The sequence below is a fragment of the Polaribacter sp. M10 genome (assembly GCF_054968445.1).
This window is the reverse complement of sequence record NZ_JBSSBG010000002.1, coordinates 169700-194375: the sequence shown is the minus strand read 5'-3', so window position 1 is coordinate 194375 and position 24676 is coordinate 169700. Positions and strand designations below refer to the sequence as shown.

Sequence of the window (24676 nt, the reverse complement as noted above, 5' to 3'; positions counted from 1 at the left end):
CATTAAAAGATTTCTAAAACTAATCTAACTTATTGGTTAACTTGTTAAATTCTTTTTTAGGGTTTTTATTGCTGTACAAAATTTTATAAACTGTATCTATAATTGGTGTATTGGCTTTATTTTCTTCTTTAATTTTATAGGCACTTTTTGTGGCATAATAACCTTCTGCAATCATACTCATTTCATGTTGCGCAGATCTTACAGTATATCCTTTACCAATCATATTACCAAACATTCTATTTCTACTAAAGGTAGAATATCCTGTTACTAATAAATCGCCTAAATACGCAGAGTTGTTAATGTTACGTTTCATTTTATGTACTTTTTTTATAAAACGTTTCATTTCTCTAATTGCATTACTCATTAATACAGACTGAAAATTATCTCCATAACCCAAACCATGAGCAATACCTGCTGCAATTGCGTAAATATTCTTTAACATTGCTGCATATTCTGTACCAATAATATCATCAGAAATAGTAGCTTTTATATACCAACTTTGTATGGCATTTGCCATTTTTTCGGCTTTATTTTCGTCAATACAAGCAATTGTTAAGTAAGATAAACGCTCCATGGCTACTTCTTCTGCATGGCAAGGTCCTGTTATAACACCAATATTCTCTAATGGAATATTAAAATGTTGATTAAAATGCTCGCCAACAATTAATCCTGTTTCTGGCACAATACCTTTTATGGCAGAAAAGATTGTTTTGTTATTTAAAGAAGCATTTAATTTATTTAGTTCTATGGTTAAAAAAGCAGACGGAATTGCAAAAATTAAAATATCATAATTAGCAACTGTGTAATTAATATCGCTAGATAAATCTAGTTTTTCTACTTGTAATTCAGCAGAACTTAAATATTTAGGATTGTGTTCATTTTCTAAAATATGCTCAATGTTTTGTTCATTACGCATGTACCAACCAATACTATCTAAATTTTCCATCAACATTTTAATAATGGCTGTTGCCCAACTTCCACCTCCTAAAACCGCTATTTTTTGATGTTCATCCATTAGTGTTTCATTTTAAAATCAAAAGTAATAAAAGTATTATCTATAGATGAATGCATTTGCGAATTATTATATTTGTGTAACGCTAATTTTTCTATACATTGAAAACAAAAGTTTCTCTTTTATTTGGTTTTTTATTTTTAATGATTGCTTGTAAAGGGCAATCTATAAAAACAACCAAAAGCAAAACTAATATAGAAAACAGCAAATCTACAAAAGCAGAAAACGTATCAATTTTAGATAAAGAATTTGTTATTAAAGATTTAAATGATAAACATCATAAGATTTGGGTTTACTTACCTCCTGACTATAATTCTAGATTACAAAAATTTCCTGTAATTTATATGCACGATGCTCAAAATTTATTTGATGTAGAAACCGCTGCTTATGGTAAAGAATGGAATGTTGATGAAACCCTAAACGAACTTTATAAGAATACTGATAAGGGTTTTATAGTAGTTGGAATAGAAAATGGTGGTGATAAAAGAATTGAAGAATATACAGCATGGACTCACCCTAAATACGGAGGAGGAAAAGGTGCAATTTATGTAGATTTTTTAGTAAATGAGTTAAAACCTTTTATTGATAAAAATTACAGAACAAAGCCGAAAGCCAAACACACTGCAATTATTGGTAGCTCTTTAGGTGGATTAATTTCGTTTTATGGTGGATTAAAATATCCTGATGTTTTTGGTAAAATTGGTGCACTTTCTACCTCTTTTTGGTTTTCTAATAATGTGTATGCTTTTGCAAAGCAAAATGGAAATCAGAAAAAGACAAAACTCTATCTTTTAATTGGTGGCAATGAAGGCAGTACTATGTTACCAGACACCGAAAAAATGGAAAAACTATTGCTAAATACTGGTTTTCCTAGAGAAAATATAAAAACTAAAATTGTTCCTAAAGGCCAACACAATGAAGCTTTTTGGAGTGCTGAATTTTTAGATACAATTACTTACTTATACAACCTATAAAATGAACGTACAAATTATAAATAAATCGAAACACGCAACACCAAATTACGAAACAGAAGGTGCTGCAGGAATGGATTTAAGAGCAAACATCGATGATTCTATAACTTTAAAACCATTAGAAAGAGCTATTGTAAAAACAGGATTATTTATTGCTTTACCTGTTGGTTTTGAAGCACAAGTAAGACCAAGAAGTGGTTTGGCTGCAAAAAAAGGAATTACCGTTTTAAATTCGCCTGGAACTATAGATGCAGATTATCGTGGAGAAATTGGAGTGATATTAGTTAATTTATCAAACGAAGATTTTGTAATTAATGATGGCGAACGTATTGCACAATTAGTCATTGCAAAACATGAAAGAGCAATTTGGCAAGAGGTAGAAATACTTAGCGAAACTGAACGTGGTTCTGGAGGTTTTGGAAGTACAGGAGTTTAAAAATGGATGAAATAGATTTACAGCCTTTACGAATTACTGGGAGTTGGAATGTAGAGTGGAATTTATTCTACGAAGTTGATCCTTCTAAAGAAACCATGCATTATTTAGATGCAAGCTCTCTTTTACACTTAACCAATTATAGTTTAATGAGAGCTATAAATCTAGATTTTAGACCTGAAAATGATGTAAATGGATACTTTTATTTACGAGTTATTAATTTAACAAAAGTTGAAAACGATAGCACTAAAAAGGTTTCTTTTGATGCAGATTGGGAAAACTTATACTTCGAATTAAAAACCAAAAGTAGACTAGATATTGTAAAAGAAATTGAACGATTAGTAAGAGAAACTCCTCCTTTTAAAGGATAAAATATAAACAATAATAAATTTAAATTATGATTTTAGGTGTATGCGAATGGCTTAGTACAAAAACACAATTTTCAGCAAAAAATATTAGAATATTATTTGTGTTATTAGTCATTTTTGCTGGGCTTGGCTTAGGAGCCTATTTAATTCTGTGGTTGGTAAAAGTGTTATCTAATGAGTAATTTTCTATAGTTTTTTAAAAACTTGACTCAGTTTTCTCATTTCTTTAAACATGAGTTTAAAAGGTAAGTTGTAATGAGAATGGTACGTAAAACCTAACTTTTTATAAACCTCAAAAGCTTGTTGTTTTTCATCCATAACATCGAGCCAAATAATTTTATATTCCTTTTGTATAGCTTTTTCTGCTAACCAATTGAATATTTTTTTCCCTAAACCTTTTCCTTGTGTTTTTTGATGCAAGTAAATTCGATGTAATTTAACCTGTTTATCTTCCTGTAAACCTGCTAACTTTTCATTCCAAATAATTCTTAGGTTACCAATAATTTCATCATCAAAAATGATAAAATAATAGTCTGAATTTGGCTGAGCTAGCTCTTTTAAAACATTTTCTTTGTTATATTGAGAGTTTACATACCAATCTCCAGAATCTTCCCAAAAGTGATGATAAGCAGCAGGATATACTTCTTTCATCAACTTAAATAGAGTTTCTGCATCATTACTTGTAATTTTTTTTAAAAATAAATTTTCTGATACTTTAATCATTTTATAAAAATAAAAAACTGCTACTGGTTGATTACTCCAATAGCAGTTTAATAATAGTTAGAACTTTTAATACTTAATCTTGATTTTCAATAGCTTCTTTTATTTTACTTTCTAACTCTTCCATTAATTCTGGATTATCTTTTATAAGCCCTTTTACAGTATCTCTACCTTGCCCTAATTTAGTTTCTCCATAACTAAACCAAGAACCACTTTTCTTTACAATACCTAATTCTACACCAATATCTAAAATTTCTCCAACTTTAGAGATTCCTTGTCCGTACATAATATCAAATTCTGCAACTTGAAAAGGTGGTGCTACTTTATTTTTTACAACTTTTACTTTGGTGCTGTTACCAATAACTCTATCTCCATCTTTAATTTGCGTTCTTCTTCTAATATCTAAACGTACAGAAGCATAGAACTTTAATGCATTACCACCAGTAGTAGTTTCTGGGTTACCAAACATTACTCCAATTTTTTCTCTTAATTGGTTAATAAAGATAACTGTACAATTAGTTTTAGAAATTGTACCTGTTAATTTACGCAATGCCTGACTCATTAAACGTGCATGTAAACCCATTTTAGAGTCACCCATTTCACCTTCAATTTCAGATTTTGGTGTTAATGCTGCAACAGAATCAATTACAACAATGTCTATTGCACCAGATCTAATTAAATTATCTGCTATTTCTAAAGCTTGCTCTCCATGATCTGGTTGAGAAATAATTAAATTATCGATATCTACACCTAAATTTTCTGCATAAAATTTATCAAATGCATGTTCTGCATCTATAAACGCTGCAATTCCACCAGCTTTTTGTGCTTCTGCAATTGCATGAATGGTTAACGTTGTTTTACCAGAAGATTCTGGTCCATAAATTTCAATAACTCTACCTCTTGGATAACCACCCACACCTAAAGCTAAATCTAACCCTAAAGAACCAGAAGAAATTGCATCTACATCTTCAGTAACTACATCTCCTAACTTCATTACAGAACCTTTACCATACGTTTTATCTAACTTATCTAGAGTAAGTTGTAGGGCTTTTAGTTTTGCTGCTTTTTCTTTATCTGCTGCCATAAATTTTGCTTAATTATTTAAATTTTTAGTTGCACAAGTTACAAAAAACAACTTTTAAATTCCTAATAAATTACTGCCAATTTTGTAGTATTTTTACACAAAAAGGAAATGTATGAGTTCTAATATTATTATAAAAAATACAAATAGTAGCGTTACTATAGAAAAAGGCGAATTAATTAGTTACAAGAAAGATAATCAAGAGTATATTCATCAAAAAGGAAATAAAGGTTGGCGAAAATCGGATGATGAAATGTTTCCTGTAATTGGCCCAACTTCTAAAAATAATTTTAGAGTACACACCAAAAATGGTGATGCCATTCAAGATCAACATGGTTTGTTAAGAGAAATGGATTATGCATTGATTTCTGCGGATGAAAATTCGGCAAAATTCATCAAAAAATACACTAAAAATAACGCTGTTAAGAATAGTAAGTTTCCAAAAAAATCTACTGAAGAATTTTTAAAATGGCCTTTCGATTTTACTTTCGAAAAAAATTTTAAATTAGAAGACGATATTTTAACCATCGATTTTATAATTACTTCTGATGAACATATGCCTTTTATGTTGGGTTATCATCCTGCATTTTTATTATCAGATACAGGTAACGAAACTTTAGAAGCTGGTACTGAAAAAATAACGTTAGCAGATGTTTACAAAGCAGGTTCTAATGCATTTCCGGTTTTAGGAACTGAAAAAATTATTTTACATAATATCAATAAAAACGATTTAGAAATTACGACAAACGGTTTTCATAATTTTATGCTTTGGACCGAAGTTGATAATATGCTTTGCATTGAGCCAATAACCCAATATACTTCTTACACAGATCAGAAATTTTCGGAAGAAAACATGACTTTATCGAAAGGTAAAAATAACTTTTCAGTAACAATTAAGGTTTTATAAATCATCACCTTTGATTCTTTTACGCAACTAAAATCTTTTTATTTAGTATGAAAAAGAATCTTTTTTATGTTCTTTGTTCTGTTATTCTGATTTGTAAACTTTATTATTGGTTTTTTGTTTTTCCGAATGTAGATGAAGCTTATTATTGGTTTTGGGGGCAATATCCAGATTTTTCTTATCACGATCATCCTGCTTTACAAGCATTAATTCAATCACTTTTTTCTACTATTTTTGGTACGTCTTATTTTGCTTTACGATTGCCAGTAATAATTTGTTGTATACTTATTGCAACTGTTTTGTATCTCTTTGCTAAAAAATTAGACTTTAAAAACAAACCTGTTGCAATTGCATTATTTTTTAGTTGTCCTTTGTTTTTTTTATTTACAACCTATGCTTGGAACGATTATGTATTACTAACAAATTGCATACTTTCTGGATATTTTTACATCAATTTTTTACATGATATTTGGTTAGATAAAAAAGGAAAAACTGCCGATATTTTTCTCGGAAGTCTCTTTTTTGGTTTGGCAATTTTATCGAAATACAATGCAGTTTTTTTGGGTTTAGGAATCTTTTTTTTGTTGATTTTAAACAAAAAATTTTACAAAGTATTTAAAGATTATCGGTTTTATATAAGTCTGTTAATTATTGCAATTTTAAGTGTACCCATAATTTATTGGAACACAAAAAACAAATTTGGTTCTTTTGAATTTAACCTTCAACAACGAACTTTAAGTCCTATTTTTGAGGAATTTAATTTATTTGGAGGAAATTATTTAGGCTTTATTCTAGGGACTATTTTAATGTTATCACCCTTTTTTTGTTGGGCAATTTTTAAAGTTTTTACAGCCGATAAAAAAATCAAAAACAAAACATCTTATCAAATTGTGTACACCAAATTTGCAGTTGCCATTTTTTCTGCATCGTCTGTTGTTTTTTTATTCTTTTCGCTTTTTTCTAATGTTTTGTTTTATTGGAACATTGTTGGTTTAATATTTATTACATTTTTAGCAAGCAATTATCTTATCAAAAAAAAGAAAGTTTTAATTACTTTAAGTTATAGTGCTTTGGGTGTTTTTGGCGTCATTTTTCATTTTGGTGTTGTACCTTTAACATCAGTTTTTGGAGGTTCTGACAGAGATAATATTTATCATTATGGATGGCAAAAAATAGGAAATGAGGTTAAAAAACTACAAACAGCTAAAGCAATACCAATTGTAACTTCTAATTATAGAAGTGCGTCTTTGTTGGCTTTTGAACTAAATAATCCAAAAATATTTTCTTATTCTAAACGATTTGATCAGTTTGATTATTGGAGTAAAAACATAAAATACAAAACCAATACAGAAGGTATTTTATTAACAGATAGTAATGACGATGACGTTTTAAGTGATGAAATTAAAGCTTTATTTAAAAAAATAACTTTTATAGATACTTTAAACATAGAAAAACACGGTTATAAAATTAAAGCCTATTATTTGTACAAAGGTGTGTTTAAGTAAACGTATTTTTGCCTTTTAAAAGTTAATTTATCTTGATAAAACATCGACATTTTATACTGCATAAACCTTATGGTTATTTGTCGCAATTTATAAACAACCAAACCAAAAGGAAGAAAAAATTATTGGGAGAATTACACGATTTTCCTGAAGGAACTATGGCAATTGGTCGTTTAGATTTTGCTTCTGAAGGTTTGCTTTTATTAACCACAGATGGTAAAGTTTCTGCAGAAATTAGAAGCAACAAATACGAAAAAGAATACTTTGTTCAGGTAGATGGTATCATCACCCAAAAAGAAATAGAACAGTTAAAAAATGGTGTAGAAATTGGTTTTGAAGGTAAAAAATACACCACAAAACCTGGTAAAGCTTTTTTAATTGATGATCCTCAGTTTCCTTTAAGAAGTCAAAAAATTCGTGATGAAAGACATGGCCCAACAAGTTGGATTTCTATCATTATTACAGAAGGAAAATTTAGACAAGTACGTAAAATGACAGCAGCTGTTGGTTTTCCTACTTTACGATTAATTCGTGTAAGAATTGGCGAAATTAAGATTGATAATTTAGCAATTGGAAAGGTTTTAGAAGTAGATGATTTTATGTAACATTTATTACATATTAAGAACAAACTACTTTCTAATTTTGCGCCATGAACAATTCTAACACCACATTATACATTGTTATTGCAATTATAATTCTTCATTTTTTAGTTGCTTTTGGCTACTTAATCTATAAAATGACAAAAAAAAGAGAGAAATAAATATTCCCCTCTTTATTTATATTTAAAATTCAAACGCTAAATAAATTTGTATTATTCTATTTTTAGGTTTGTCATTATTGTAAATATCACTTTGTCCTAAATGATATCTAGCGCCTAAACTAACACCAGCATCACTTTTAAAACCTGCTCCTACATTTACTCCCCAATCAAAATTTTTGGGTTCAAATTCTTCTGATGTATCATACAAAACAAAACCTGCATCAAAAGTTTCTTTGTGCGATATTGAAAAACCTATCTGTGGTCCTGCTTCTAAAAAGAAACTTTTTACTGGATATAATTTTAGCATTAAAGGCACATTTAAATAATCTAACTTTTGTGTATAAGTACCACTATTATCTATAATTTTATAACCTTGTTGCGAATAAAGAATTTCTGGTTGAATAGAAAGATGATTTCCTATATACGATTCTCCATAAAAACCAATGTGAAATCCGTGTAATTTATCTGTTTCTGATGTACCATCAAAACTAACTGAAGATAGGTTATAACCACCTTTAATACCAGCTGTTGATTTATTTTTTCTGTCTTGTGCATTAAAAGAAATTGTACTGGTAATCATTAATGCTATTGTTATATATATTGTTTTCATTTTTTTATTTTTTAAAATTATTTACCTCCATTAGCTCTTAAATCTGCCAAACATTGTGCGTCTAAAGTTGGTACAGAACCTCCAGAAAGCATGTTTCCAATTCCTTGGCTAGTTTCTGCTGCCCAAAACATTAAACAATCTTCTTCATTACAATGCTTTGGATGTTCTTCATCTTCGTGATCGCTTTGTAAATCGCTTCCTAAATTTGTTAACCCTAAAATATGACCAAATTCGTGATGTATTACTGATGATTCTAGCAAACTTCTATCAGGTTCAAACGTTCCATCACTTAAACCATGAATGGTTTCTTCGTAAATAACAAAAGAAGTATTCCAATAAGCAGAGCCTAAAATTGAACCAGAACTTGTGTCATTAGACGATTTTCCGTCTATAAATAAAACCCAAACTGCAATTGTAGCACCAGAATTGTATTGTGTTCTGTATTCTTTTTCTATATCAACTACTTCATCTAATGTATATTCTATTTTACCTGTTGTTGGTATTTCTTTGGTAATAAATGTTACTCCTTCTGGTTTGTTAATTCTATTTTCTATAAAACTTTTAAAATTATTTATAGCGGTTGTAGTTGGTTCAAAATCTTCTATGTAAGCCATTTCTACAATCAATTTTTTAAAAGAATCTGCAGAAAGTAAATCGTTTGCAGAAGCACCTGTTGCTTGTCTATTTAAAGCTACATTCACGATTTCTCCTGTATCATTTTCTATAATTTCTTCTGTTTCTGATGAACAAGAAAAAAAGATACTACAAGCTAATACTACTTTTACAAAAATATTTTTCATCTACTTACCTTTTAAAAAAATCTTTACAACTACTAAAGTATTTTATAGCAGTTGTAAAGAAAACTAACTAACTAACTAACTAACTAACTAACTAACTAACTAACTAACTAACTAACTAACTATTCCTTTTCAATATGCTTTATTTATAGCTTTTTAAAAGCTAAAGTTACAGAAGCGTCTGTTTTACTTTGTAAAGTAATTAAAGTTGAACTGTAAGTGCTAATAACCCAGTTATTCCCCAAAGCACTTAAAGCTGTGTTACTTGCAAAGTTTACATTTACAAACGCTTCTGTTTCTGAACTAACAGCGTAAGTTCCTTCTATTTCTCCTAAAGCAGAATTCACAACATTTGTTGCTACAATTTTTAGATCATTAGTAAATTCTATAGACCATTCTGCATAATCGTTTGCAGTATCAGAACCTTCTTGTATAAAAGTTTCTACTTTAAATTTTGTACCACTTAAAACCGCTTCTACTTCTGCTGCAGTATTTGCAGCATCGTCTTTTTCATCTTCATATTGTACACAATCAGATATTGCATTCTGAAATTCAGCATCGCTATTAATTTGAATTTCTGTACCATTACTTAAAGTGGCACTAATAGGATAATTTACTGCAAAAAGTTCGTCAGATCCTAAACTTGTCATGTAACTATATAGTTGTTGTTCAGATTGTAAAACAACAGAGCCAGTTTGTTCTAGACTAATATCGTAAGTTAACATTGTAACCGGAAAATTAATGTCTATACAAGAAATAGCATCTCTACCTTCAGCTTCTGCATTTTCGCATTCTGCATTTAAAGCATCCAATTCTGATTGGTTATTAACAGTTACTTCTGTATAGTTACTTGTTCTTACTTTAATAGGAAAATTAAATGTTACTGAATCAGAATCATCGTTAAATTCACCCATAATATTTAAAACTGCAGCAAAATCTAAACTACTTAATAGAGTAATTTGTTGATTGTTTACAGAAGCTGTTAACGGAAATAACAATTCTGTACAAGCATTGCCATCTAAAAAATCATCATTAGATCCATCGTTCATTGCAGCTCTTTCATAATTAGAAGCTGTTGTAGATGTAGAAGAGTTTGCATTCGGATTTGTACCTATTTCTGTATTTTCATCAGATTGACATGATGTAAAACCTAATGTTGCTGTTAAAGCAATTGCTGTTATTAATTTTAATGTTTTCATTTCTAATAGTTTTAGTAATTAATGTATTTGTTAAAGAACTTGGTATACCTTTATCTTAACTTCTTTTTTTAAAAGATCAATTTTTTGTTCTTCTGATGATAAAACAACTAAACATTTATTTACCCTACCTTTGTACTCTATATTTTTTATTTTTATTACCAAATTTCGCTATATGATTGATAAATCTCTTTGTGATGAAATTTATTTTAACGAGTTCTATACAACTCATATACAGTCTGCTAGTAACTTTGCTTACTATAAATCTGGCAATAAAAACACGGCTTTAGATTTAGCACAAGAAGCTTTTATTAAAATTTGGGAAAACTGTAATAAAATAGATTTTACCAAAGCAAAATCTTACTTATTTACAGTTGTTAATAACCTTTTTTTAAATAAAGTTAAGCACGAAAAAGTGGTTTTTGAATATGCCAAAAGCAGTCCTTATTTAGATATTAATAACCAAAGTCCTGAATATTTATTAGAAGAAGAAGAGTTTAAATTAAAGCTAAAAAAAGCCATAGAAGATTTAACTGAAGCTGAAAGAGAAGTTTTTTTGATGAACAGAATTGATGGTAAAAAATACAGAGAAATTGCAGAATTGCTTGCCATTTCTCAGAAAGCAGTAGAAAAAAGAATGTCTTCTGCATTAAAAAAATTAAGAACAAAAATTGATGGAATTTAAGATCACTTTTAAAGTAGGGTAAAATACTTTTTAATTGTTATATATATAGAAGTACACGAATGGAACATAAAAACGACATCTTAAAATGGCTAAACAGAGCATCTTCTGATGAAGAATTGCAGCGCTTACAAGAAACTGAAGATTTTAAAACTTTAGAAAAAATTGCGCATTATTCTTCTCAAATAGAGCCACCAAAAGTTGATGTTGATAAAGCCTTAGCAGATTTTAAATTAAGAACGCAAAACAAAACTAAAAAAGGTAAAGTTGTTGCCTTTAACGTTAAACATTTGTACAAATATGCAGCGGCTATTGTTGTTTTTGTGATAAGTTCCTATTTTATCTTTTTTAACAAAAAAGCTACTATTAAAACCGAATTTGCGCAAACAAAAACATTTAATTTACCAGATAATTCTGAAGTAATTTTAAATTCGAATTCAGAAATTTCTTACGGTAAAAAAAGTTGGGATAAAAACCGAAATCTATCTTTAAATGGAGAAGCTTTTTTTAAAGTTAATAAAGGAAAAAAATTTACAGTAAGTACAGAAATTGGAAACGTAACTGTTTTAGGTACAAAGTTTAACGTAAAAGAAAGAGCTAATTATTTTGAGGTAAAAACTTACGAAGGTTTAGTAAGTGTTGCTTATAAAGATACCCTTGTTAAATTACCTAAAGGAACTCTTTTTAAAGTAGTAAATGGCATAATAGATACTAAAAACACTTTCGATATTCACGAAAAATCTTGGCTACAAAAAGAATCTAATTTTAAAAGCACACCACTACAAATTGTATTAGAAGAATTAGAAAATCAGTTTGGTTATACCATAGAAACCCAAGAGGTTAATTTGGCAACATTATACTCAGGTGGTTTTACGCATACAGATGTAAATTTAGCTTTACAATCTGTTACAATTCCTCTGCAATTGTCTTATAAAATAGAAGGAAAAATAATTACTATATTTAATTATGGTAAATAAATTTAAGTTTTTTTTTATCAATTTTTTGTTGATAACAAGTATTGCTCTTGCTCAAAATTCTGATGAAAAAGTAGCACTTTCATCATTAATAATTGAGTTAGAAAAAACTTATAAAATTAAATTTTCTTATTCTGATAATGATGTAAAAGACATCTATGTACATCCACCAAAAAAAGGAATTACCATAGATCAACTTTTAACTTATTTAAATAAAAACACTTTTTTACAATTTAAAACTTTAGACAACAGATATGTAACTGTTTCGTTTTTAAATAAATCGATTTCTATTTGCGGAACCATTATAGACGCCAACTTTTTAGAACCGCTTTTACTGGCAACTGTTAAAGTAGATGGTTATACATTAGGTACAACCACCAACCAAAAAGGTGAATTTTATTTACACAATGTACCAGTAAATGCCACATTAAGCTTTTCGTATATCAGTTTTAAAACCAAAACAATTGCTGCAAAAGAATTGTTTTCTACAGGTTGTAAACAAATATTTTTAGAAGAAGAAACAGAGCAATTGTCAGAAATTACAATGCCTAGATTTTTAACTTCTGGCTTACAAAAAAGTGCTGATGGTGCTACTGTTTTAAACACAGAAAAATTCGGAATTTTACCAGGCTTAATAGAACCCGATATTTTAAAAACCATCAAAATTTTACCTGGTATAGAAAGTATAAACGAAAGTGTTTCTAATATTAATGTTAGAGGAGGTACAAACGACCAAAATTTAATGCTTTGGGATGGTATAAAAATGTATCATTCAGGTCATTTTTTTGGGTTAATTTCTGCCTATAATCCGTATTTAACACAAAAAGTAGCAGTTACCAAAAACGGAACAAGTACTGCGTTTTCAGACGGTGTTTCATCCACCATAAATATGGAAACTGCCAACAGAATTACCAATGAATTTTCTGGAGGTGCAGGTTTTAATTTATTAAGTGCAGATGCTTTTGTGCAAGTGCCTTTAAAAGACAATATGGAACTACATATTTCTGGTAGAAGATCTTTTACAGATTTAATTAATACACCAACTTATAAGAATTATTTTTCGCGAAGTTTTCAAGATAATTCTGTTGCTTCTAACTCTGTAAATAACTCAGAATCAAATTTTTATTTTTACGATTATTCACTTAAGTTTTTATATGATATTGATTATAATCATTCTATTAGAGCCAATTTTATCCACATAAAAAACAATTTAGAATACTTAGAAAAATATACTAGTAATACTACTACAATAGAAGAAAATAGTACCTTAAAACAAGAAAATTTAGGTGCAAATATCCTCTGGAATGCAGATTGGAACACTAAATTTTCTACCACTTTTTCTGCATTTTTTTCTGATTATAAAATAAATTCATCCGATTATAATAAAGATTCAGATCAGTTACAAACACAGTTTAATAATGTTTTAGAAACAGAACTAAAATTAGATTCTAAATATGAATTTTCTGATGTTTTCCATTTTAAAAATGGTCTTGTTTTTAACGAAATTGGCATCAGAAATACAACCACAGTTAACGCTCCTACTTTTTCTACTACTGTAAAAGATGTGTTGATAAAAACTGCTTTATATTCAGAAATAGAATATCAACAAAACAAAACGTATGCTCGTTTTGGAGTAAGAACAAACTATTTTAATGCCTTTAAAAAATATGTTGTTGAACCTAGAATTAACATTAGACAAAAAATTGATAACAACTTTTCTTTAAAACTTGAGGGTGAATATAAAAACCAAACTACAGCCCAAAAAATTGATTTTGAAGAAAACTTTTTAGGAATAGAAAAACGCAGATGGATTCTTGCTGACAACATAAATACACCTATTATTAAAAGCAAACAAGCTTCTTTTGGAGTAGAATATACATTCAATAAATTGTATTTTGATGTTACTGCTTTTTATAAAAAAATTGATGGAATTACTGCAGATAATCAAGGTTTTTACAACAATACACAAACGTTTAATTCTGTAGGAAATTATAGTATTAAAGGCGTAGAGTTTTTAATAAACAAACAAACTAAAAATATAAGTACTTGGTTAAGTTACACTTACGCAGTAAATAATTACACTTTCGATATTTTTAATCCTGAAACTTTTCCTAATAGTTTAGATATTAGACATTCTGTAAGTGCAGCATTTAATTACGATTTTAGCAAAAAATTTAAACTCTCTTTTGGTTGTGTTTTACGTTCTGGAAAACCGTACACAAAACCAATAGAAGGTAATGAAACTATACAAGATGGAAATAGAATTATCGTAAATTACGATAACCCAAATCAAGAAAGATTAGATAGTTTTTTTAGATTAGATTTTTCTGGAAGTTATCATTTTGATTTTATAAAAGACGTAAAATCTACAATTCGTTTAGGAATTACCAACATTACAGACCAAGAAAATATTATAGATTCTTATTTTATTGTAGATGAAGCAAACACAAATAATGTAAAAAGAATAGATAATTATTCTTTACCCTTTACGCCTAATTTAAGTTTTAGGGTACAATTCTAAGAAGTTATTCTATCCATTCTAATATGTGGTATACCATCCTCTAAATACTCCTCTCCTATTTGTTTAAATTGATGCGATTCGTAAAACTTCTTTAAATATTTTTGAGCAGAAATTGTAATTAAATCCTCATTAAAATGTTCTTTAATGGCTAAAATTGAAGCTTTCATAATTTGATGTCCATAACCAAACTTACGTTCTTTTTTAGCCACTACTACTCTACCAATACTGGCATTTTTAAAATAATCTCCTGCTTTAAAAATACGAGTATATGCTACTATTTTATCATTTTTAACACCAAAAATATGAAGCGATTTTTGATCTTTAAAATCTACATCTTGATAAACACAATCTTGTTCTACAACAAAAACTTCAGAACGGATTTGAAGTATTTGATATAGTTCTGTTGTATTTAAATCAGAAAAGGATTTTATGATGAAATTCATTTTTAAAACATTATAAATGTTCTCGATACAATTTCGAAAAAAATCGAAATCACTCGAACTGACAACACTTCTTAGTAATATAAATTAACCTACTGTCACTTTGAGTGAAATTACTTTTTCTGAAATTTTGAATCGAGAAGTTTTAATTAACAAGAAATTTTAGACACTCTATTTGCGTGTCTACCACCTTCAAATTCTGTAGTTAAAAATACATCTACAAAACCTATAGCTTGTTGTAAAGACACAAAACGTGCAGGAATTGTAAGTACATTTGCATTATTATGTTGCCTTGTTAAAACAACCAATTCATTATTCCAACACAATGCAGCTCTAATACCTTGGTGTTTATTGGCTGTCATTTGAGCACCATTTCCAGAACCACATAAAATAATACCTAATTCAGCTTTGCCAGACTCAACACAATCTGCTGTTGGATGGATAGCATCAGGATAATCCATAGAATCGTTAGTATCTGTACCAAAATTAAGTACAGTATATCCTTTTTCTTCTAAATGTTTTATAATTTCGAACTTGTATTCAGTTCCTGCGTGATCATTACCAATGGCAATTGTCATAATTTATTTATTTAATTGTTTTTACGAGTTTATAAAGTAATCTGCTATTTTATGTAAAGATTACTTCATTACATTCGCAATGACTTAGTTAGGGTTACAAAAATATAGAAATTAACGGTTATCAACAGTTATAAACATTTAAAAATTATCATTTTTTAATAACTGTTTATTTTTAAAGCTTTTAACTATTTTAAGTAAATGTTAAGAACTTATCATAAAAAATAGAAAACTTTTTTTGGTATTCTTAATTTTTATAACAATACAAGCTCTTGGTTGACATACGCAAATTTTATTTTAAGTTTTTGATAAAAGTTTATCAACATAAAATTTACAATTTGTTTACATAGAATTAGAAATTAAATATTGATAAAAGTATGTGAATAGCTGTTTATAACTTTTGTTAATAACTCTAATTTTATATTGATTTTAAAGGATTTAAACAACTCATAAAATGTAAATTCTTTTTAATAAGTCATATTTAAAAATAAAAAAGAGATTTTTTATAGTAGCTATTCACATACTATTATAACCATCATTGTTTTTTAAAATTTTATAAAAGAAAAATAATTATAATATATAATGTTGATAAGTACATATTTTTTTATTTTTACTCAAAAAAAAATTAAATATGAAAAAATTACTATTTTTCTTCTTATACCCAATGTTTCTTTTTGGGCAAACTCAAATTGGTCAAGATATTAATGGAGCCAATAATTATGATTTTTTAGGTTATTCTGTTCAAATAAATTCTGCTGGTAATATTATTGCTGTTCTAGCTCCTGGATATATTACTTCAGATAATACTTCACATGTTGCTATTTATAATAACATAAATAATACTTGGCAAAAAATAGGAGAAAATATTAATATGGAACATTTAGATTCTAATAGTAATAAATCTATAAGTTTAAATTCTGCTGGTAATATTATTGCAATTGGTGCTCCTAATTATAGTTCTACTAATAAAAATTATATTGGTAGGGTTAAAGTTTATCAATATTTAAACAATTCTTGGGTACAAATGGGCAACACTATACTAGACGAAAGTAATGGTAGTTTTCTAGGTAGAAGTGTAGGTCTTAGTTCAGATGGAACTATTTTAACGGTAAGTTCACCTAGTAGTATATCCAATAAAGGTTTTGTAAGAATTTTCAGGTATTCTAATGATTCTTGGGTACAAATTGGAAATGATATAATTGGAGAATATTCAGGAAATTTTCTTGGTTTATCTACAGAAATTAGTGCTAATGGAGATGTTGTTGCTATAAGTTCTAATGGAAATGATGGAATGTCTGAGTACCAAAAAGGTAAGGTAAATATTTACAAAAATATTAATAATGATTGGCAAAAAATAGGCAATACCATTGAAAGAAATTCTGATTCTAGTATATATACATGGGATTTATCTTTAAGTAAAGATGGTAATGTTGTGGCAATTAGTTCTCCTGGTAATGAAAAAGGAACAGTAAATATTTATAAGTATATAAACAACAGCTGGCAACAATTAGGTAATACTTTAGAAGGAGAATTTAGAAATGATTTTTTTGGCAGTAGTTTAGATTTAAATAATACTGGTGATATTATTGCAGTAGGTGCAATAGAAAATGATGAAAATGGGATTAATTCTGGTAAAGTAACAGTTTTTCAATATTTTAATAACATATGGAATCCTGTAGGGAGTATTTTTGGAGAATCTGCTTCAGATCGTTTAGGTTCTGCAATAAATATAAATGCAGATGGTTCTATTATCATTGTAGGTTCTGCAAGTAATGATGTAAATGGAGATAGTTCAGGTAAAGCAAGAGTTTATGATTTAAGTTCAGTTTTGTCATCTTCTTATCATAATGAAATATCAAAATTTAATTTTTCTCCAAATCCAGTCAAGGATATTTTAACAATACAATTAAGTGATAATTCAAATTTTAAAAAAGCAGTTATCTATAATAATTTAGGTCAATTTATAAAAAGTAGTAAAGAATTAACTATAGATATTTCTAATTTATCTAAAGGAATCTATGTTGTACAAGTAGAAACCAATCAAGGGAAAATAGCTAAAAAATTAATTATAGAATAAAAAGTTAAACCGCTTTTTTTTCAGCTTCTAATAGATAAAGAGTATCTTTCTGAATCTCAACAGTTTCTTTGGTAGGCTGCTCTTTATTTAAAGAACTATCTATAATCTCCAGACTTATAAAAATTCCGGTAAGGAATATAAGTGCGAATAAAGCGATTATTTTACGTAGATTTTTCATCCTTTAAATTTGGTCTTGTTATTATAAAGACGTTTAATTTTAGAAAACGTTACATTTTTTTTAAGATAATTTTAAGAAAAAAGAGAAATTCTTATTTTAAGAGTAAAACAAGCAATAGTTATATCCGAAGTTTTTAGCTATCTTTGCAACGTTATTTTGTAAACTACTTAATTGTAGTAATCTATCTCTGCCAATCAAAATAATATTTCTAAAACCTTTTAGAATTGCACACGCAACCAATTCAATTTTGTATTTAGAATACTGTATAATAACAAAAGAATACACGAAATTCTTATGTTTTATAAATAGCTAAAATTCTCTTAATTCTTTAGAAAATTTCCGATTTCTAAAAATGGGAATGCTGTTTGTTAAGCAAGGTTTTTTAGTACTAAATGTCTATAAACGAGACATAAAAAAATAGAACAAATAATACTACCTCAATACAAAAATAAATTGATAACTCTTTTTTAATAAACAATGGTTATAAAAAATTGTATTTTGGTATCAAATAAATAGAAGTAAGAATAAATGAAAAGAAAGAAAAAGAAAATATTTAAGAAAAAAGGAAAAGTTATTAAAGACTTAACTAGAAATATTTTTAAAATTTTAAACGAAGACAGCACAAAGTTTTATAATTATAAACAAATAGCTGGTAAATTAGGGGTTTCTGATACTGATGGAAAAACCCAAATATTAAAAAAATTAGCAGAATTAACAGCTAATAAAAAAATTAAAGAAGTAGATAGAGGTAAATATCAAATTAATGAAGACAGAAAATATTCTTTAGGTACCCTAGATATAACATCTAATGGAAATGGATATTTTATATCTGATGATTATGATGATGATATTTTTGTACCTAATATTAATTTAGGAAAAGGTTTACATGGTGATGTTGTTAGAGTTTACGTCTACAAAAAACGCAGATCTAATAAATTAGAAGCAGATGTTGTAGAAGTTTTAGAACGTGCAAAAACGGAGTTTGTAGGTGTTTTACAAAAAAGTAAAAACTTCGGTTTTGTATTACCAGACAACAATAAAATGTATGCAGATATTTTTATATCAGAAAATAAAATGAATGGGGCAGAACATGGAGATAAAGTGCAAGCTACCATTTTAGATTGGCCAGAAAAATCTAAAAATCCTTTTGGTAAAATTACCAAAGTTTTAGGAAAACCAGGTGATCATGATACAGAAATGCATTCTATTTTATTAGAATACGATTTGCCTTATGAGTTTGAGCCAGAAGTAGAAAAAGAAGCTCAGAATTTACCTATAGAAATTACCGAAGATGAAATTGCCAAACGTAGAGATATGAGAGGCGATTTAACTTTTACTATAGATCCAAAAGACGCAAAAGATTTCGATGATGCTTTATCGTTTACCAAATTAGAAAATGGTAATTATGAAATTGGAATTCATATTGCAGATGTTTCGCATTATTTACAACCTAAAACCATTTTAGATGATGAAGCTTATGAAAGAGCAACTTCTGTTTATTTGGTAGATAGAGTAGTGCCAATGTTACCAGAAATGTTAAGTAATGGTGTTTGTTCTTTAAGACCAAATGAAGAAAAATTAACCTTTTCTGCGATATTCGAAATTAATGAAAAAGCACAAATAATAGGGGAGTGGTTTGGTAGAACTGTAACCTATTCAGACCAACGTTTTGCTTATGAAGAAGCACAATCTATACTAGAAAATTGTAAATTATCTGAAGATATTCAGCCATATATAATGCCTTTAGAAACTTCTATAATTGATAAAGAATATACAGTAACTCCAGAAATTGTAGAGGCCACTTTACAATTAGACAAATTGGCAAAAATTCTACGTAAAAGAAGAATGAAACAAGGAGCCATTTCTTTTGATAGGGTAGAGGTAAAGTTTAATTTAGATGAAGAAGCAAATCCTGTTGGTGTTTATTTTAAAGAAGCCAAAGATGCAAATAAATTGATAGAAGAATTTATGTTGCTAGCCAACAGAAAAGTTGCAGAGTTTATTGGTAAAGGAAAAGGAGCAAAGCCAACCAACAAAACTTTTGTTTATAGAGTTCATGATGAACCAGATATAGAAAAATTAGCTTCTCTACAGAACATTATTAGTAAATTCGGATATAAGATTAATACAGATACCAAAGAATCTACATCAGAATCTTTAAATCAGTTATTAAATGATGTACAAGGCAAAGCAGAATCTAACATGATAGAAACTTTGGCAATTCGTTCTATGTCTAAAGCAGTATATACAACTCAAAATATTGGTCATTATGGATTAGCATTTGATTATTATAGCCATTTTACATCGCCTATAAGACGTTATCCAGATGTAATGACACATAGATTACTACAACATTATTTAGATGGCGGAAATTCGCCAAAAGCAGAACCTTATGAAGAAAAATGTAAACATTCTTCTAAAAGAGAAGAATTGGCCTCTAAAGCAGAACGTTCTTCTATAAAATACATGCAGGTTAAATACATGCAAGATCATAATGAAGAAATTTTTGAAGGGGTTATAACTGGTGTTACAGAATGGGGAATTTACGTAGAAATTACCAAAAATAAATGTGAAGGAATGGTTAGAATTAGAGATATAAAAAGTGATTATTATATTTTTGATGAAGAGCAATATGCTATTGTAGGTCAGGCTACAAAACATTTATATCAATTAGGAGATGATGTAAAAGTAAAAGTAAAAAACACAGATTTAGAACGTAAACATTTAGATTTTTATTTAATAGAAGAATAAACTTTAATTTTATATGATTTTAACAACCACACCAAACATAGAAAATTTTAAAATAGTAGATTATTTAGGTATTGTAACTGGCACAGCTTACGATTCTAGTTATACTTCTAATGGTACAAAAATGTCTTTTAAAGAAATGTTTAGCATGTCTAAATATTATGAAAAATATACTTTAGGATTAGAGTCTATAAAAGAAAAAGCGTTTCAAAATTTAAAAGATAATGCAACAAAGTTAGGTGCAAATGCTGTTGTTGGTATTCAGATTGATGTAGAACCGCTTGCAAATTCATCAACATTATTAGTATCTATAACTGGTACAGCTGTTAAAGTAGCTTAAAAATTTATAGAGATTTATTTACTTTGTCGCGTTAATTTTACATCTTTACCACAATAAAAAATACAAATTTTCTTTATAGTGGTATGCTTATTGTTTTAAGTAAACCAATCAAACCTAAAAAAAATGAAAAAAATAATATTAATATGTGCATTAATGATCAATTTATCATTTTTAGCGCAATCTACAGTAAGTAAAAATCTGGGAGATTTTACTACCCTAAAAGTTTATAATGGTATAGAGTTAGAGTTAATTAAATCTAAAGAATCGAAAATAGAAATTACAGGAAATAAATCTGAAAAGGTAAAAATTAAGAACGTAAACAACACTTTAAAAATTTCGTTACCATTTTCTATTAAGCCAGAAAACAATGCTGCAAATGGAGAAGTTTTAGTAAAATTATATTATTCTAAAGATATAGATACTATAGATGCTAATGAAGGTGCCACAATTACAGGTAAACAAATTACACAGAATCATATAGAAGTTAAATCGCAAGAAAGAGCTTTTATAAATTTAGTAGTTAACGTAAAGCATTTAGAGGTTAAAACAACTTCTGGAGGTATAGTAAAACTTTCTGGTACTACTAAAAACCAAACTATAGATGTAGATTTATATGGTATTTATCATGGTTTTAATTTAAAAGCTACTGCCAACTCTACAGTAAAAGCGGGTACAGGTGCAAAAGCAGAGATTTTTGCTGGCGAAACTTTAAATGCTAAAGTAAGTTTTGGAGGTTCAATATTTTACAAAGGGAATCCTGAGGTGTTAAAAGATAAAAAAGTAATAGGTGGTATTATAGAAAAAAGAAATTAATAGAATCCTTTTTGTATCTTTGTAATCATAAAATTTAGAAAAAATGAATACTTTAAATATATATTTATTAGGAATGCCAAGTGGAGGTTCTTGGATAATTATAGCTATTGCAATTTTATTATTGTTTGGTGGTAAAAAAATTCCTGAATTAATGAAAGGTTTAGGTGGTGGAATTAAAGAGTTTAAAAAAGCCACTAAAGAAGAAGAATCTGAAGAAAAATTAGAAGAAAAAAAGTAAGCACCATAGCTTATTTGTAATATAATAAAAGCTCAATTTGATACATCAAATTGAGCTTTATTTGTTATAAATGATATATGTCCCCCAACACAAATCACTTAAAGGTTACTTAGTTCAAATGTAAAATAAAAAACCTTTCATTTTTTTAAATAATCCCTAAAAGGGTTGTATAATGGGGTTTTGGGATAAATGGGAAGCTATTTTTTAATTAAATTTTCTAAATCTTTTTTCTTATAACTTCTCGAAACAGGAATTTTATGAGATAATTTATCAGAAATTAAAAAATACCCTCTTGCATTACCAGAAATTGCATTAATATATTTGGTATTTACAATGTAAGATTTATGACATTTAAATATTTTAGGATATTCTTTTAAAGGAATTAATATGTTAGATAAAGTATTTCTTAAAACAATTTCTTTAATGTCATTATCTTTAATTATAAAAAAACTACTATAGTTGCCAGAAATGGTAATGTAAATTAATTGATCTACGTTTATTTGTATACTTTCTTTTTTGTTTTCAGAATAAAAATGTACAGTTTGTTTATTGTTAATAATTACAGCTTTCTTTTTCTTAAATCGTTTTAATTTATCATTTACAACAAGAAAAAATAGTATAGAAAATAAGGCTAGAAAAGACGAATATTTAAAGAAAAGAGAAAAACTTAATCTTATTAAATCAAAATTATCTTTATAAATTCCACTGAAATACCAAAGCACAAAACTATATATCAATAAAAAAATGGCAAATAATAGGAGTAATGTTACAGGTAATATTTTTTGAAAATTCATTTTTTCTAAAGCTAAAAAAAACAAATAGGGCATTATAAAAGTTAAAAAACCCATCATTAAACCATACCCATAAATATATTGATGAAAAACATCTAAATTAAAAGGTTGAAAAAGCACTAAGAAGATACAAACAAATAACCCATGCAATGCAGTTAAGGATAATTTATTGGTAAAATAGCTGTTTAAAGGATACGCTTTTTTTAAGAATTTCATAGTTTACTTTTCAAAATCACTTAAATTAAAATAAAATTAGCATAAAAAAAGTGCAAAATAGACATTTTGCACTTTTAAAGGTATGTTTAAAAAAAGATTTTTTATTCTTTAGTTTTTGGTTTAGCTTTTTTCATGGCTTCACCAATTTGATTACTTGCTGTAAAACTTGCAACCATATCATTTAACATTTGACTACCAGCTTGTGGCGAGTTTGGTAATAGAATTAAATTACTGTTGGTTTCTTGGCCAATAGACTGTAAAGTGTCATAATGTTGTGTTACAACAATTAATGCAGATGCTTCTTGGCTATTTATACCTACTTTGTTTAAAACTTCTACAGACTCTTCTAAACCACGTGCAATTTCACGTCTTTGGTCTGCAATACCTTGCCCTTGTAAACGTTTGCTTTCTGCTTCTGCTTTAGCTCTTTCTACAATTAAAATACGCTGAGCATCACCTTCAAATTGTGCTGCAATTTTTTCACGTTCAGAAGCATTAATTCTGTTCATAGATTCTTTTACTTGTGCATCAGGATCTATATCTGTTACTAATGTTTTAATAATATCAAAACCATAATCAGACATGGCATCGTTTAATTCAGATTTTACAGCAATTGCGATATCATCTTTTTTTACAAAAACATCATCTAATTTCATTTTTGGTACTTCTGCTCTTACAACATCAAATACATAAGATGTTATTTGATCATGAGGATAATCTAACTTATAAAAAGCATCATATACTTTATCTCTAATTACTTTGTATTGTACTGATACTTTTAGCTTTACAAATACATCATCTAAAGTTTTAGTTTCTACAATTACATCTAATTGCTGAATTTTTAAACTTAATCTACCAGCAACTCTATCTATTAAAGGTATTTTTAATTGCAAACCAGAATGACGAATACTTTGGAATTTACCAAAACGTTCTATTATGGCTGAGGTTTGCTGTTTTACCATAAAAAAGGATGCGAAAAAAATAACGGCAACTAGTACAATTATTACAGGAAAAAAAGGATTCATAGGAAGAAGTTTAATAGTTAATACTCAATTTATTGTAAAGATACTGATTTCAGTATGTACTTATTAGACGCCTTTCTAAGAAATTGTTACAGTAAATATTGATTATAAATAACAAACCCCGAAAAATGAATTTCGGGGTTTTAGATGGCTTGTAAAAGCTTTTATTCCTCTTTTTCTTTAGGAAAAATTTTATAGATTTTTTTATTGTATTTTATCCATTTCTTGTATTGTTTTTCTGATAAGAGAGCTTTTATTGATGTATCTAATTCTTGATCTTCTTTTTTTAAAGTATCAGAAATTGGTTTTAAATTATTTGCCATTTCTAATCTAACTTTTGTTTGATTAGAAAAATCACCAGTCTTTGCAACATTTTTTTGATAATTATCAATCATTTCTTTGGTGCTTTTTAAAGTAAAACTATTAATTCTTCTAATATCTTTTATCTTTTTATTGTAATTTATTAATAAACTCGAAAATTTTTTACCATCATCAGAAGACAACTTAACACCAGTTTTTTTTGCAGCTTTTTCTATATCATAAACTACTATACCTAAATACCTTTCTATTTTAAAATCTGGGTCTGCAGGTTTATTAGGTGTTTGCATCATTTGGTTTTGAGACCGATTTCTCATACCATTGTTATAATATTGACCATAACCTAGTAGGCTTGTAAAAACAAAAATTACGACGATATATTTTTTCAT

The 24676-nt window shown here is 27.9% G+C and carries 27 protein-coding genes; 15 read left to right on the top strand and 12 right to left on the bottom strand.

The features are described from left to right. Positions 1–19: 19 nt before the first annotated feature. Positions 20–1015 (bottom strand): NAD(P)H-dependent glycerol-3-phosphate dehydrogenase, encoded by a 996-nt coding sequence (locus ACWYN7_RS03610; RefSeq protein ID WP_462858483.1) that lies wholly within the window; start codon positions 1013–1015, stop codon positions 20–22. A 98-nt stretch (positions 1016–1113) separates the two neighbouring features. On the opposite strand from ACWYN7_RS03610, the gene ACWYN7_RS03605 reads away from it, so the two are divergent. Genes ACWYN7_RS03605 through ACWYN7_RS03590 form a run of 4 tightly spaced genes read left to right on the top strand, consistent with a single transcriptional unit; the run spans position 1114 to position 2966 of the window. Then, positions 1114–1986, top strand: a complete 873-nt coding sequence (locus tag ACWYN7_RS03605) for an alpha/beta hydrolase (protein ID WP_462858482.1) — start codon at positions 1114–1116, stop codon at positions 1984–1986. A gap of 1 nt (position 1987) precedes the next feature. Beyond that, entirely contained in the window at positions 1988–2419 is a 432-nt protein-coding gene (gene dut, locus ACWYN7_RS03600; RefSeq protein ID WP_462858481.1) for a dUTP diphosphatase, read from the top strand. Between the two features lie 2 nt (positions 2420–2421). Then, positions 2422–2787 (top strand): hypothetical protein, encoded by a 366-nt coding sequence (locus tag ACWYN7_RS03595; RefSeq protein WP_462858480.1) that lies wholly within the window; start codon positions 2422–2424, stop codon positions 2785–2787. 26 nt (positions 2788–2813) lie between these two features. Further along, entirely contained in the window at positions 2814–2966 is a 153-nt protein-coding gene (locus tag ACWYN7_RS03590) for a PspC domain-containing protein (protein WP_462858479.1), read from the top strand. 4 nt (positions 2967–2970) lie between these two features. Here ACWYN7_RS03590 and ACWYN7_RS03585 read toward each other — a convergent pair whose 3' ends face one another. Together ACWYN7_RS03585 and recA are read right to left on the bottom strand one after the other, a co-directional pair. Continuing rightward, positions 2971–3507 (bottom strand): GNAT family N-acetyltransferase, encoded by a 537-nt coding sequence (locus ACWYN7_RS03585; protein WP_462858478.1) that lies wholly within the window; start codon positions 3505–3507, stop codon positions 2971–2973. A gap of 73 nt (positions 3508–3580) precedes the next feature. Beyond that, the gene (recA, locus tag ACWYN7_RS03580; RefSeq protein WP_462858477.1) at positions 3581–4588 is read right to left on the bottom strand and encodes a recombinase RecA; all 1008 of its coding nucleotides are present in this window, start codon (positions 4586–4588) and stop codon (positions 3581–3583) included. A 112-nt stretch (positions 4589–4700) separates the two neighbouring features. On the opposite strand from recA, the gene ACWYN7_RS03575 reads away from it, so the two are divergent. Genes ACWYN7_RS03575 through ACWYN7_RS03565 form a run of 3 tightly spaced genes read left to right on the top strand, consistent with a single transcriptional unit; the run spans position 4701 to position 7596 of the window. Then, the gene (locus tag ACWYN7_RS03575) at positions 4701–5492 is read left to right on the top strand and encodes an aldose 1-epimerase (protein ID WP_462858476.1); all 792 of its coding nucleotides are present in this window, start codon (positions 4701–4703) and stop codon (positions 5490–5492) included. Between the two features lie 47 nt (positions 5493–5539). Then, positions 5540–6994 carry an ArnT family glycosyltransferase gene (locus ACWYN7_RS03570; protein WP_462858475.1) on the top strand — a complete coding sequence of 485 codons (1455 nt, stop codon included), beginning with the start codon at positions 5540–5542 and terminating at the stop codon, positions 6992–6994. A gap of 32 nt (positions 6995–7026) precedes the next feature. Beyond that, entirely contained in the window at positions 7027–7596 is a 570-nt protein-coding gene (locus ACWYN7_RS03565) for a pseudouridine synthase (protein ID WP_462858474.1), read from the top strand. Positions 7597–7773: 177 nt separating this feature from the next. Here ACWYN7_RS03565 and ACWYN7_RS03560 read toward each other — a convergent pair whose 3' ends face one another. From ACWYN7_RS03560 to ACWYN7_RS03550, 3 genes are all read right to left on the bottom strand, one after another. Beyond that, a complete protein-coding gene (locus ACWYN7_RS03560) occupies positions 7774–8361 on the bottom strand; it encodes a porin family protein (protein ID WP_462858473.1) in 588 nt (195 codons plus the stop codon). A 17-nt stretch (positions 8362–8378) separates the two neighbouring features. Beyond that, entirely contained in the window at positions 8379–9161 is a 783-nt protein-coding gene (locus ACWYN7_RS03555; RefSeq protein ID WP_462858472.1) for a membrane metalloprotease, read from the bottom strand. A 143-nt stretch (positions 9162–9304) separates the two neighbouring features. Further along, complete coding sequence (locus tag ACWYN7_RS03550; RefSeq protein ID WP_462858471.1) at positions 9305–10357, bottom strand: hypothetical protein; 1053 nt, start codon at positions 10355–10357, stop codon at positions 9305–9307. A gap of 172 nt (positions 10358–10529) precedes the next feature. On the opposite strand from ACWYN7_RS03550, the gene ACWYN7_RS03545 reads away from it, so the two are divergent. Genes ACWYN7_RS03545 through ACWYN7_RS03535 form a run of 3 tightly spaced genes read left to right on the top strand, consistent with a single transcriptional unit; the run spans position 10530 to position 14531 of the window. Then, a complete protein-coding gene (locus tag ACWYN7_RS03545; RefSeq protein ID WP_462858470.1) occupies positions 10530–11039 on the top strand; it encodes an RNA polymerase sigma factor in 510 nt (169 codons plus the stop codon). Between the two features lie 59 nt (positions 11040–11098). Beyond that, on the top strand, positions 11099–12013 hold the full coding sequence (locus ACWYN7_RS03540) for a FecR family protein (protein WP_462858469.1): 915 nt from the start codon (positions 11099–11101) through the stop codon (positions 12011–12013). 28 nt (positions 12014–12041) lie between these two features. Then, positions 12042–14531, top strand: coding sequence for a TonB-dependent receptor (locus tag ACWYN7_RS03535; RefSeq protein WP_462858468.1), 2490 nt, complete (start codon positions 12042–12044; stop codon positions 14529–14531). Here the strand turns inward: ACWYN7_RS03535 and ACWYN7_RS03530 are convergent. Together ACWYN7_RS03530 and rpiB are read right to left on the bottom strand one after the other, a co-directional pair. After that, a complete protein-coding gene (locus tag ACWYN7_RS03530) occupies positions 14528–14974 on the bottom strand; it encodes a GNAT family N-acetyltransferase (protein ID WP_462858467.1) in 447 nt (148 codons plus the stop codon). The genes ACWYN7_RS03535 and ACWYN7_RS03530 overlap by 4 nt on opposite strands. A gap of 146 nt (positions 14975–15120) precedes the next feature. Further along, positions 15121–15549: a ribose 5-phosphate isomerase B gene (gene rpiB / locus ACWYN7_RS03525; RefSeq protein WP_462858466.1), complete on the bottom strand. Its 429-nt coding sequence runs from the start codon at positions 15547–15549 to the stop codon at positions 15121–15123. A gap of 628 nt (positions 15550–16177) precedes the next feature. On the opposite strand from rpiB, the gene ACWYN7_RS03520 reads away from it, so the two are divergent. Next, complete coding sequence (locus ACWYN7_RS03520) at positions 16178–17623, top strand: T9SS type A sorting domain-containing protein (RefSeq protein ID WP_462858465.1); 1446 nt, start codon at positions 16178–16180, stop codon at positions 17621–17623. Between the two features lie 4 nt (positions 17624–17627). Here ACWYN7_RS03520 and ACWYN7_RS03515 read toward each other — a convergent pair whose 3' ends face one another. Then, positions 17628–17801 (bottom strand): hypothetical protein, encoded by a 174-nt coding sequence (locus ACWYN7_RS03515; RefSeq protein WP_462858464.1) that lies wholly within the window; start codon positions 17799–17801, stop codon positions 17628–17630. 528 nt (positions 17802–18329) lie between these two features. Between ACWYN7_RS03515 and rnr the strand changes: the two genes are divergently transcribed. From rnr to ACWYN7_RS03495, 4 genes are all read left to right on the top strand, one after another. Beyond that, on the top strand, positions 18330–20552 hold the full coding sequence (rnr, locus tag ACWYN7_RS03510) for a ribonuclease R (protein ID WP_462858463.1): 2223 nt from the start codon (positions 18330–18332) through the stop codon (positions 20550–20552). A 13-nt stretch (positions 20553–20565) separates the two neighbouring features. Continuing rightward, positions 20566–20889 (top strand): YbjQ family protein, encoded by a 324-nt coding sequence (locus ACWYN7_RS03505; RefSeq protein WP_462858462.1) that lies wholly within the window; start codon positions 20566–20568, stop codon positions 20887–20889. A gap of 123 nt (positions 20890–21012) precedes the next feature. Next, entirely contained in the window at positions 21013–21702 is a 690-nt protein-coding gene (locus ACWYN7_RS03500; RefSeq protein ID WP_462858461.1) for a head GIN domain-containing protein, read from the top strand. 43 nt (positions 21703–21745) lie between these two features. Beyond that, complete coding sequence (locus ACWYN7_RS03495) at positions 21746–21940, top strand: Sec-independent protein translocase subunit TatA/TatB (protein WP_462858460.1); 195 nt, start codon at positions 21746–21748, stop codon at positions 21938–21940. 197 nt (positions 21941–22137) lie between these two features. On the opposite strand, the gene ACWYN7_RS03490 is transcribed toward ACWYN7_RS03495, so the two are convergent. The 3 genes from ACWYN7_RS03490 to ACWYN7_RS03480 all read right to left on the bottom strand — a co-directional run bounded on the left by ACWYN7_RS03490 (position 22138) and on the right by ACWYN7_RS03480 (position 24676). Next, positions 22138–22947 (bottom strand): LytR/AlgR family response regulator transcription factor, encoded by an 810-nt coding sequence (locus ACWYN7_RS03490; RefSeq protein WP_462858459.1) that lies wholly within the window; start codon positions 22945–22947, stop codon positions 22138–22140. Between the two features lie 101 nt (positions 22948–23048). Beyond that, positions 23049–23972: an SPFH domain-containing protein gene (locus ACWYN7_RS03485; protein ID WP_462858458.1), complete on the bottom strand. Its 924-nt coding sequence runs from the start codon at positions 23970–23972 to the stop codon at positions 23049–23051. Between the two features lie 161 nt (positions 23973–24133). After that, positions 24134–24676: a hypothetical protein gene (locus ACWYN7_RS03480; RefSeq protein ID WP_462858457.1), complete on the bottom strand. Its 543-nt coding sequence runs from the start codon at positions 24674–24676 to the stop codon at positions 24134–24136.

Excerpts from the sequence above, each read along its gene's own strand:
- ACWYN7_RS03610 (WP_462858483.1), bottom strand. The coding sequence starts at position 1,015 with ATGGATGAACATCAAAAAATAGCGGTTTTAGGAGGTGGAAGTTGGGCA.
- ACWYN7_RS03480 (WP_462858457.1), bottom strand. The coding sequence starts at position 24,676 with ATGAAAAAATATATCGTCGTAATTTTTGTTTTTACAAGCCTACTAGGT.
- rnr (WP_462858463.1), top strand. The coding sequence starts at position 18,330 with ATGAAAAGAAAGAAAAAGAAAATATTTAAGAAAAAAGGAAAAGTTATT.
- ACWYN7_RS03485 (WP_462858458.1), bottom strand. The coding sequence starts at position 23,972 with ATGAATCCTTTTTTTCCTGTAATAATTGTACTAGTTGCCGTTATTTTT.
- ACWYN7_RS03585 (WP_462858478.1), bottom strand. The coding sequence starts at position 3,507 with ATGATTAAAGTATCAGAAAATTTATTTTTAAAAAAAATTACAAGTAAT.
- ACWYN7_RS03540 (WP_462858469.1), top strand. The coding sequence starts at position 11,099 with ATGGAACATAAAAACGACATCTTAAAATGGCTAAACAGAGCATCTTCT.
- ACWYN7_RS03520 (WP_462858465.1), top strand. The coding sequence starts at position 16,178 with ATGAAAAAATTACTATTTTTCTTCTTATACCCAATGTTTCTTTTTGGG.
- ACWYN7_RS03570 (WP_462858475.1), top strand. The coding sequence starts at position 5,540 with ATGAAAAAGAATCTTTTTTATGTTCTTTGTTCTGTTATTCTGATTTGT.
- ACWYN7_RS03590 (WP_462858479.1), top strand. The coding sequence starts at position 2,814 with ATGATTTTAGGTGTATGCGAATGGCTTAGTACAAAAACACAATTTTCA.
- ACWYN7_RS03545 (WP_462858470.1), top strand. The coding sequence starts at position 10,530 with ATGATTGATAAATCTCTTTGTGATGAAATTTATTTTAACGAGTTCTAT.
- ACWYN7_RS03505 (WP_462858462.1), top strand. The coding sequence starts at position 20,566 with ATGATTTTAACAACCACACCAAACATAGAAAATTTTAAAATAGTAGAT.
- ACWYN7_RS03595 (WP_462858480.1), top strand. The coding sequence starts at position 2,422 with ATGGATGAAATAGATTTACAGCCTTTACGAATTACTGGGAGTTGGAAT.
- ACWYN7_RS03575 (WP_462858476.1), top strand. The coding sequence starts at position 4,701 with ATGAGTTCTAATATTATTATAAAAAATACAAATAGTAGCGTTACTATA.
- ACWYN7_RS03515 (WP_462858464.1), bottom strand. The coding sequence starts at position 17,801 with ATGAAAAATCTACGTAAAATAATCGCTTTATTCGCACTTATATTCCTT.
- ACWYN7_RS03500 (WP_462858461.1), top strand. The coding sequence starts at position 21,013 with ATGAAAAAAATAATATTAATATGTGCATTAATGATCAATTTATCATTT.
- rpiB (WP_462858466.1), bottom strand. The coding sequence starts at position 15,549 with ATGACAATTGCCATTGGTAATGATCACGCAGGAACTGAATACAAGTTC.
- ACWYN7_RS03490 (WP_462858459.1), bottom strand. The coding sequence starts at position 22,947 with ATGAAATTCTTAAAAAAAGCGTATCCTTTAAACAGCTATTTTACCAAT.
- recA (WP_462858477.1), bottom strand. The coding sequence starts at position 4,588 with ATGGCAGCAGATAAAGAAAAAGCAGCAAAACTAAAAGCCCTACAACTT.
- ACWYN7_RS03560 (WP_462858473.1), bottom strand. The coding sequence starts at position 8,361 with ATGAAAACAATATATATAACAATAGCATTAATGATTACCAGTACAATT.
- ACWYN7_RS03550 (WP_462858471.1), bottom strand. The coding sequence starts at position 10,357 with ATGAAAACATTAAAATTAATAACAGCAATTGCTTTAACAGCAACATTA.
- dut (WP_462858481.1), top strand. The coding sequence starts at position 1,988 with ATGAACGTACAAATTATAAATAAATCGAAACACGCAACACCAAATTAC.
- ACWYN7_RS03530 (WP_462858467.1), bottom strand. The coding sequence starts at position 14,974 with ATGAATTTCATCATAAAATCCTTTTCTGATTTAAATACAACAGAACTA.
- ACWYN7_RS03495 (WP_462858460.1), top strand. The coding sequence starts at position 21,746 with ATGAATACTTTAAATATATATTTATTAGGAATGCCAAGTGGAGGTTCT.
- ACWYN7_RS03555 (WP_462858472.1), bottom strand. The coding sequence starts at position 9,161 with ATGAAAAATATTTTTGTAAAAGTAGTATTAGCTTGTAGTATCTTTTTT.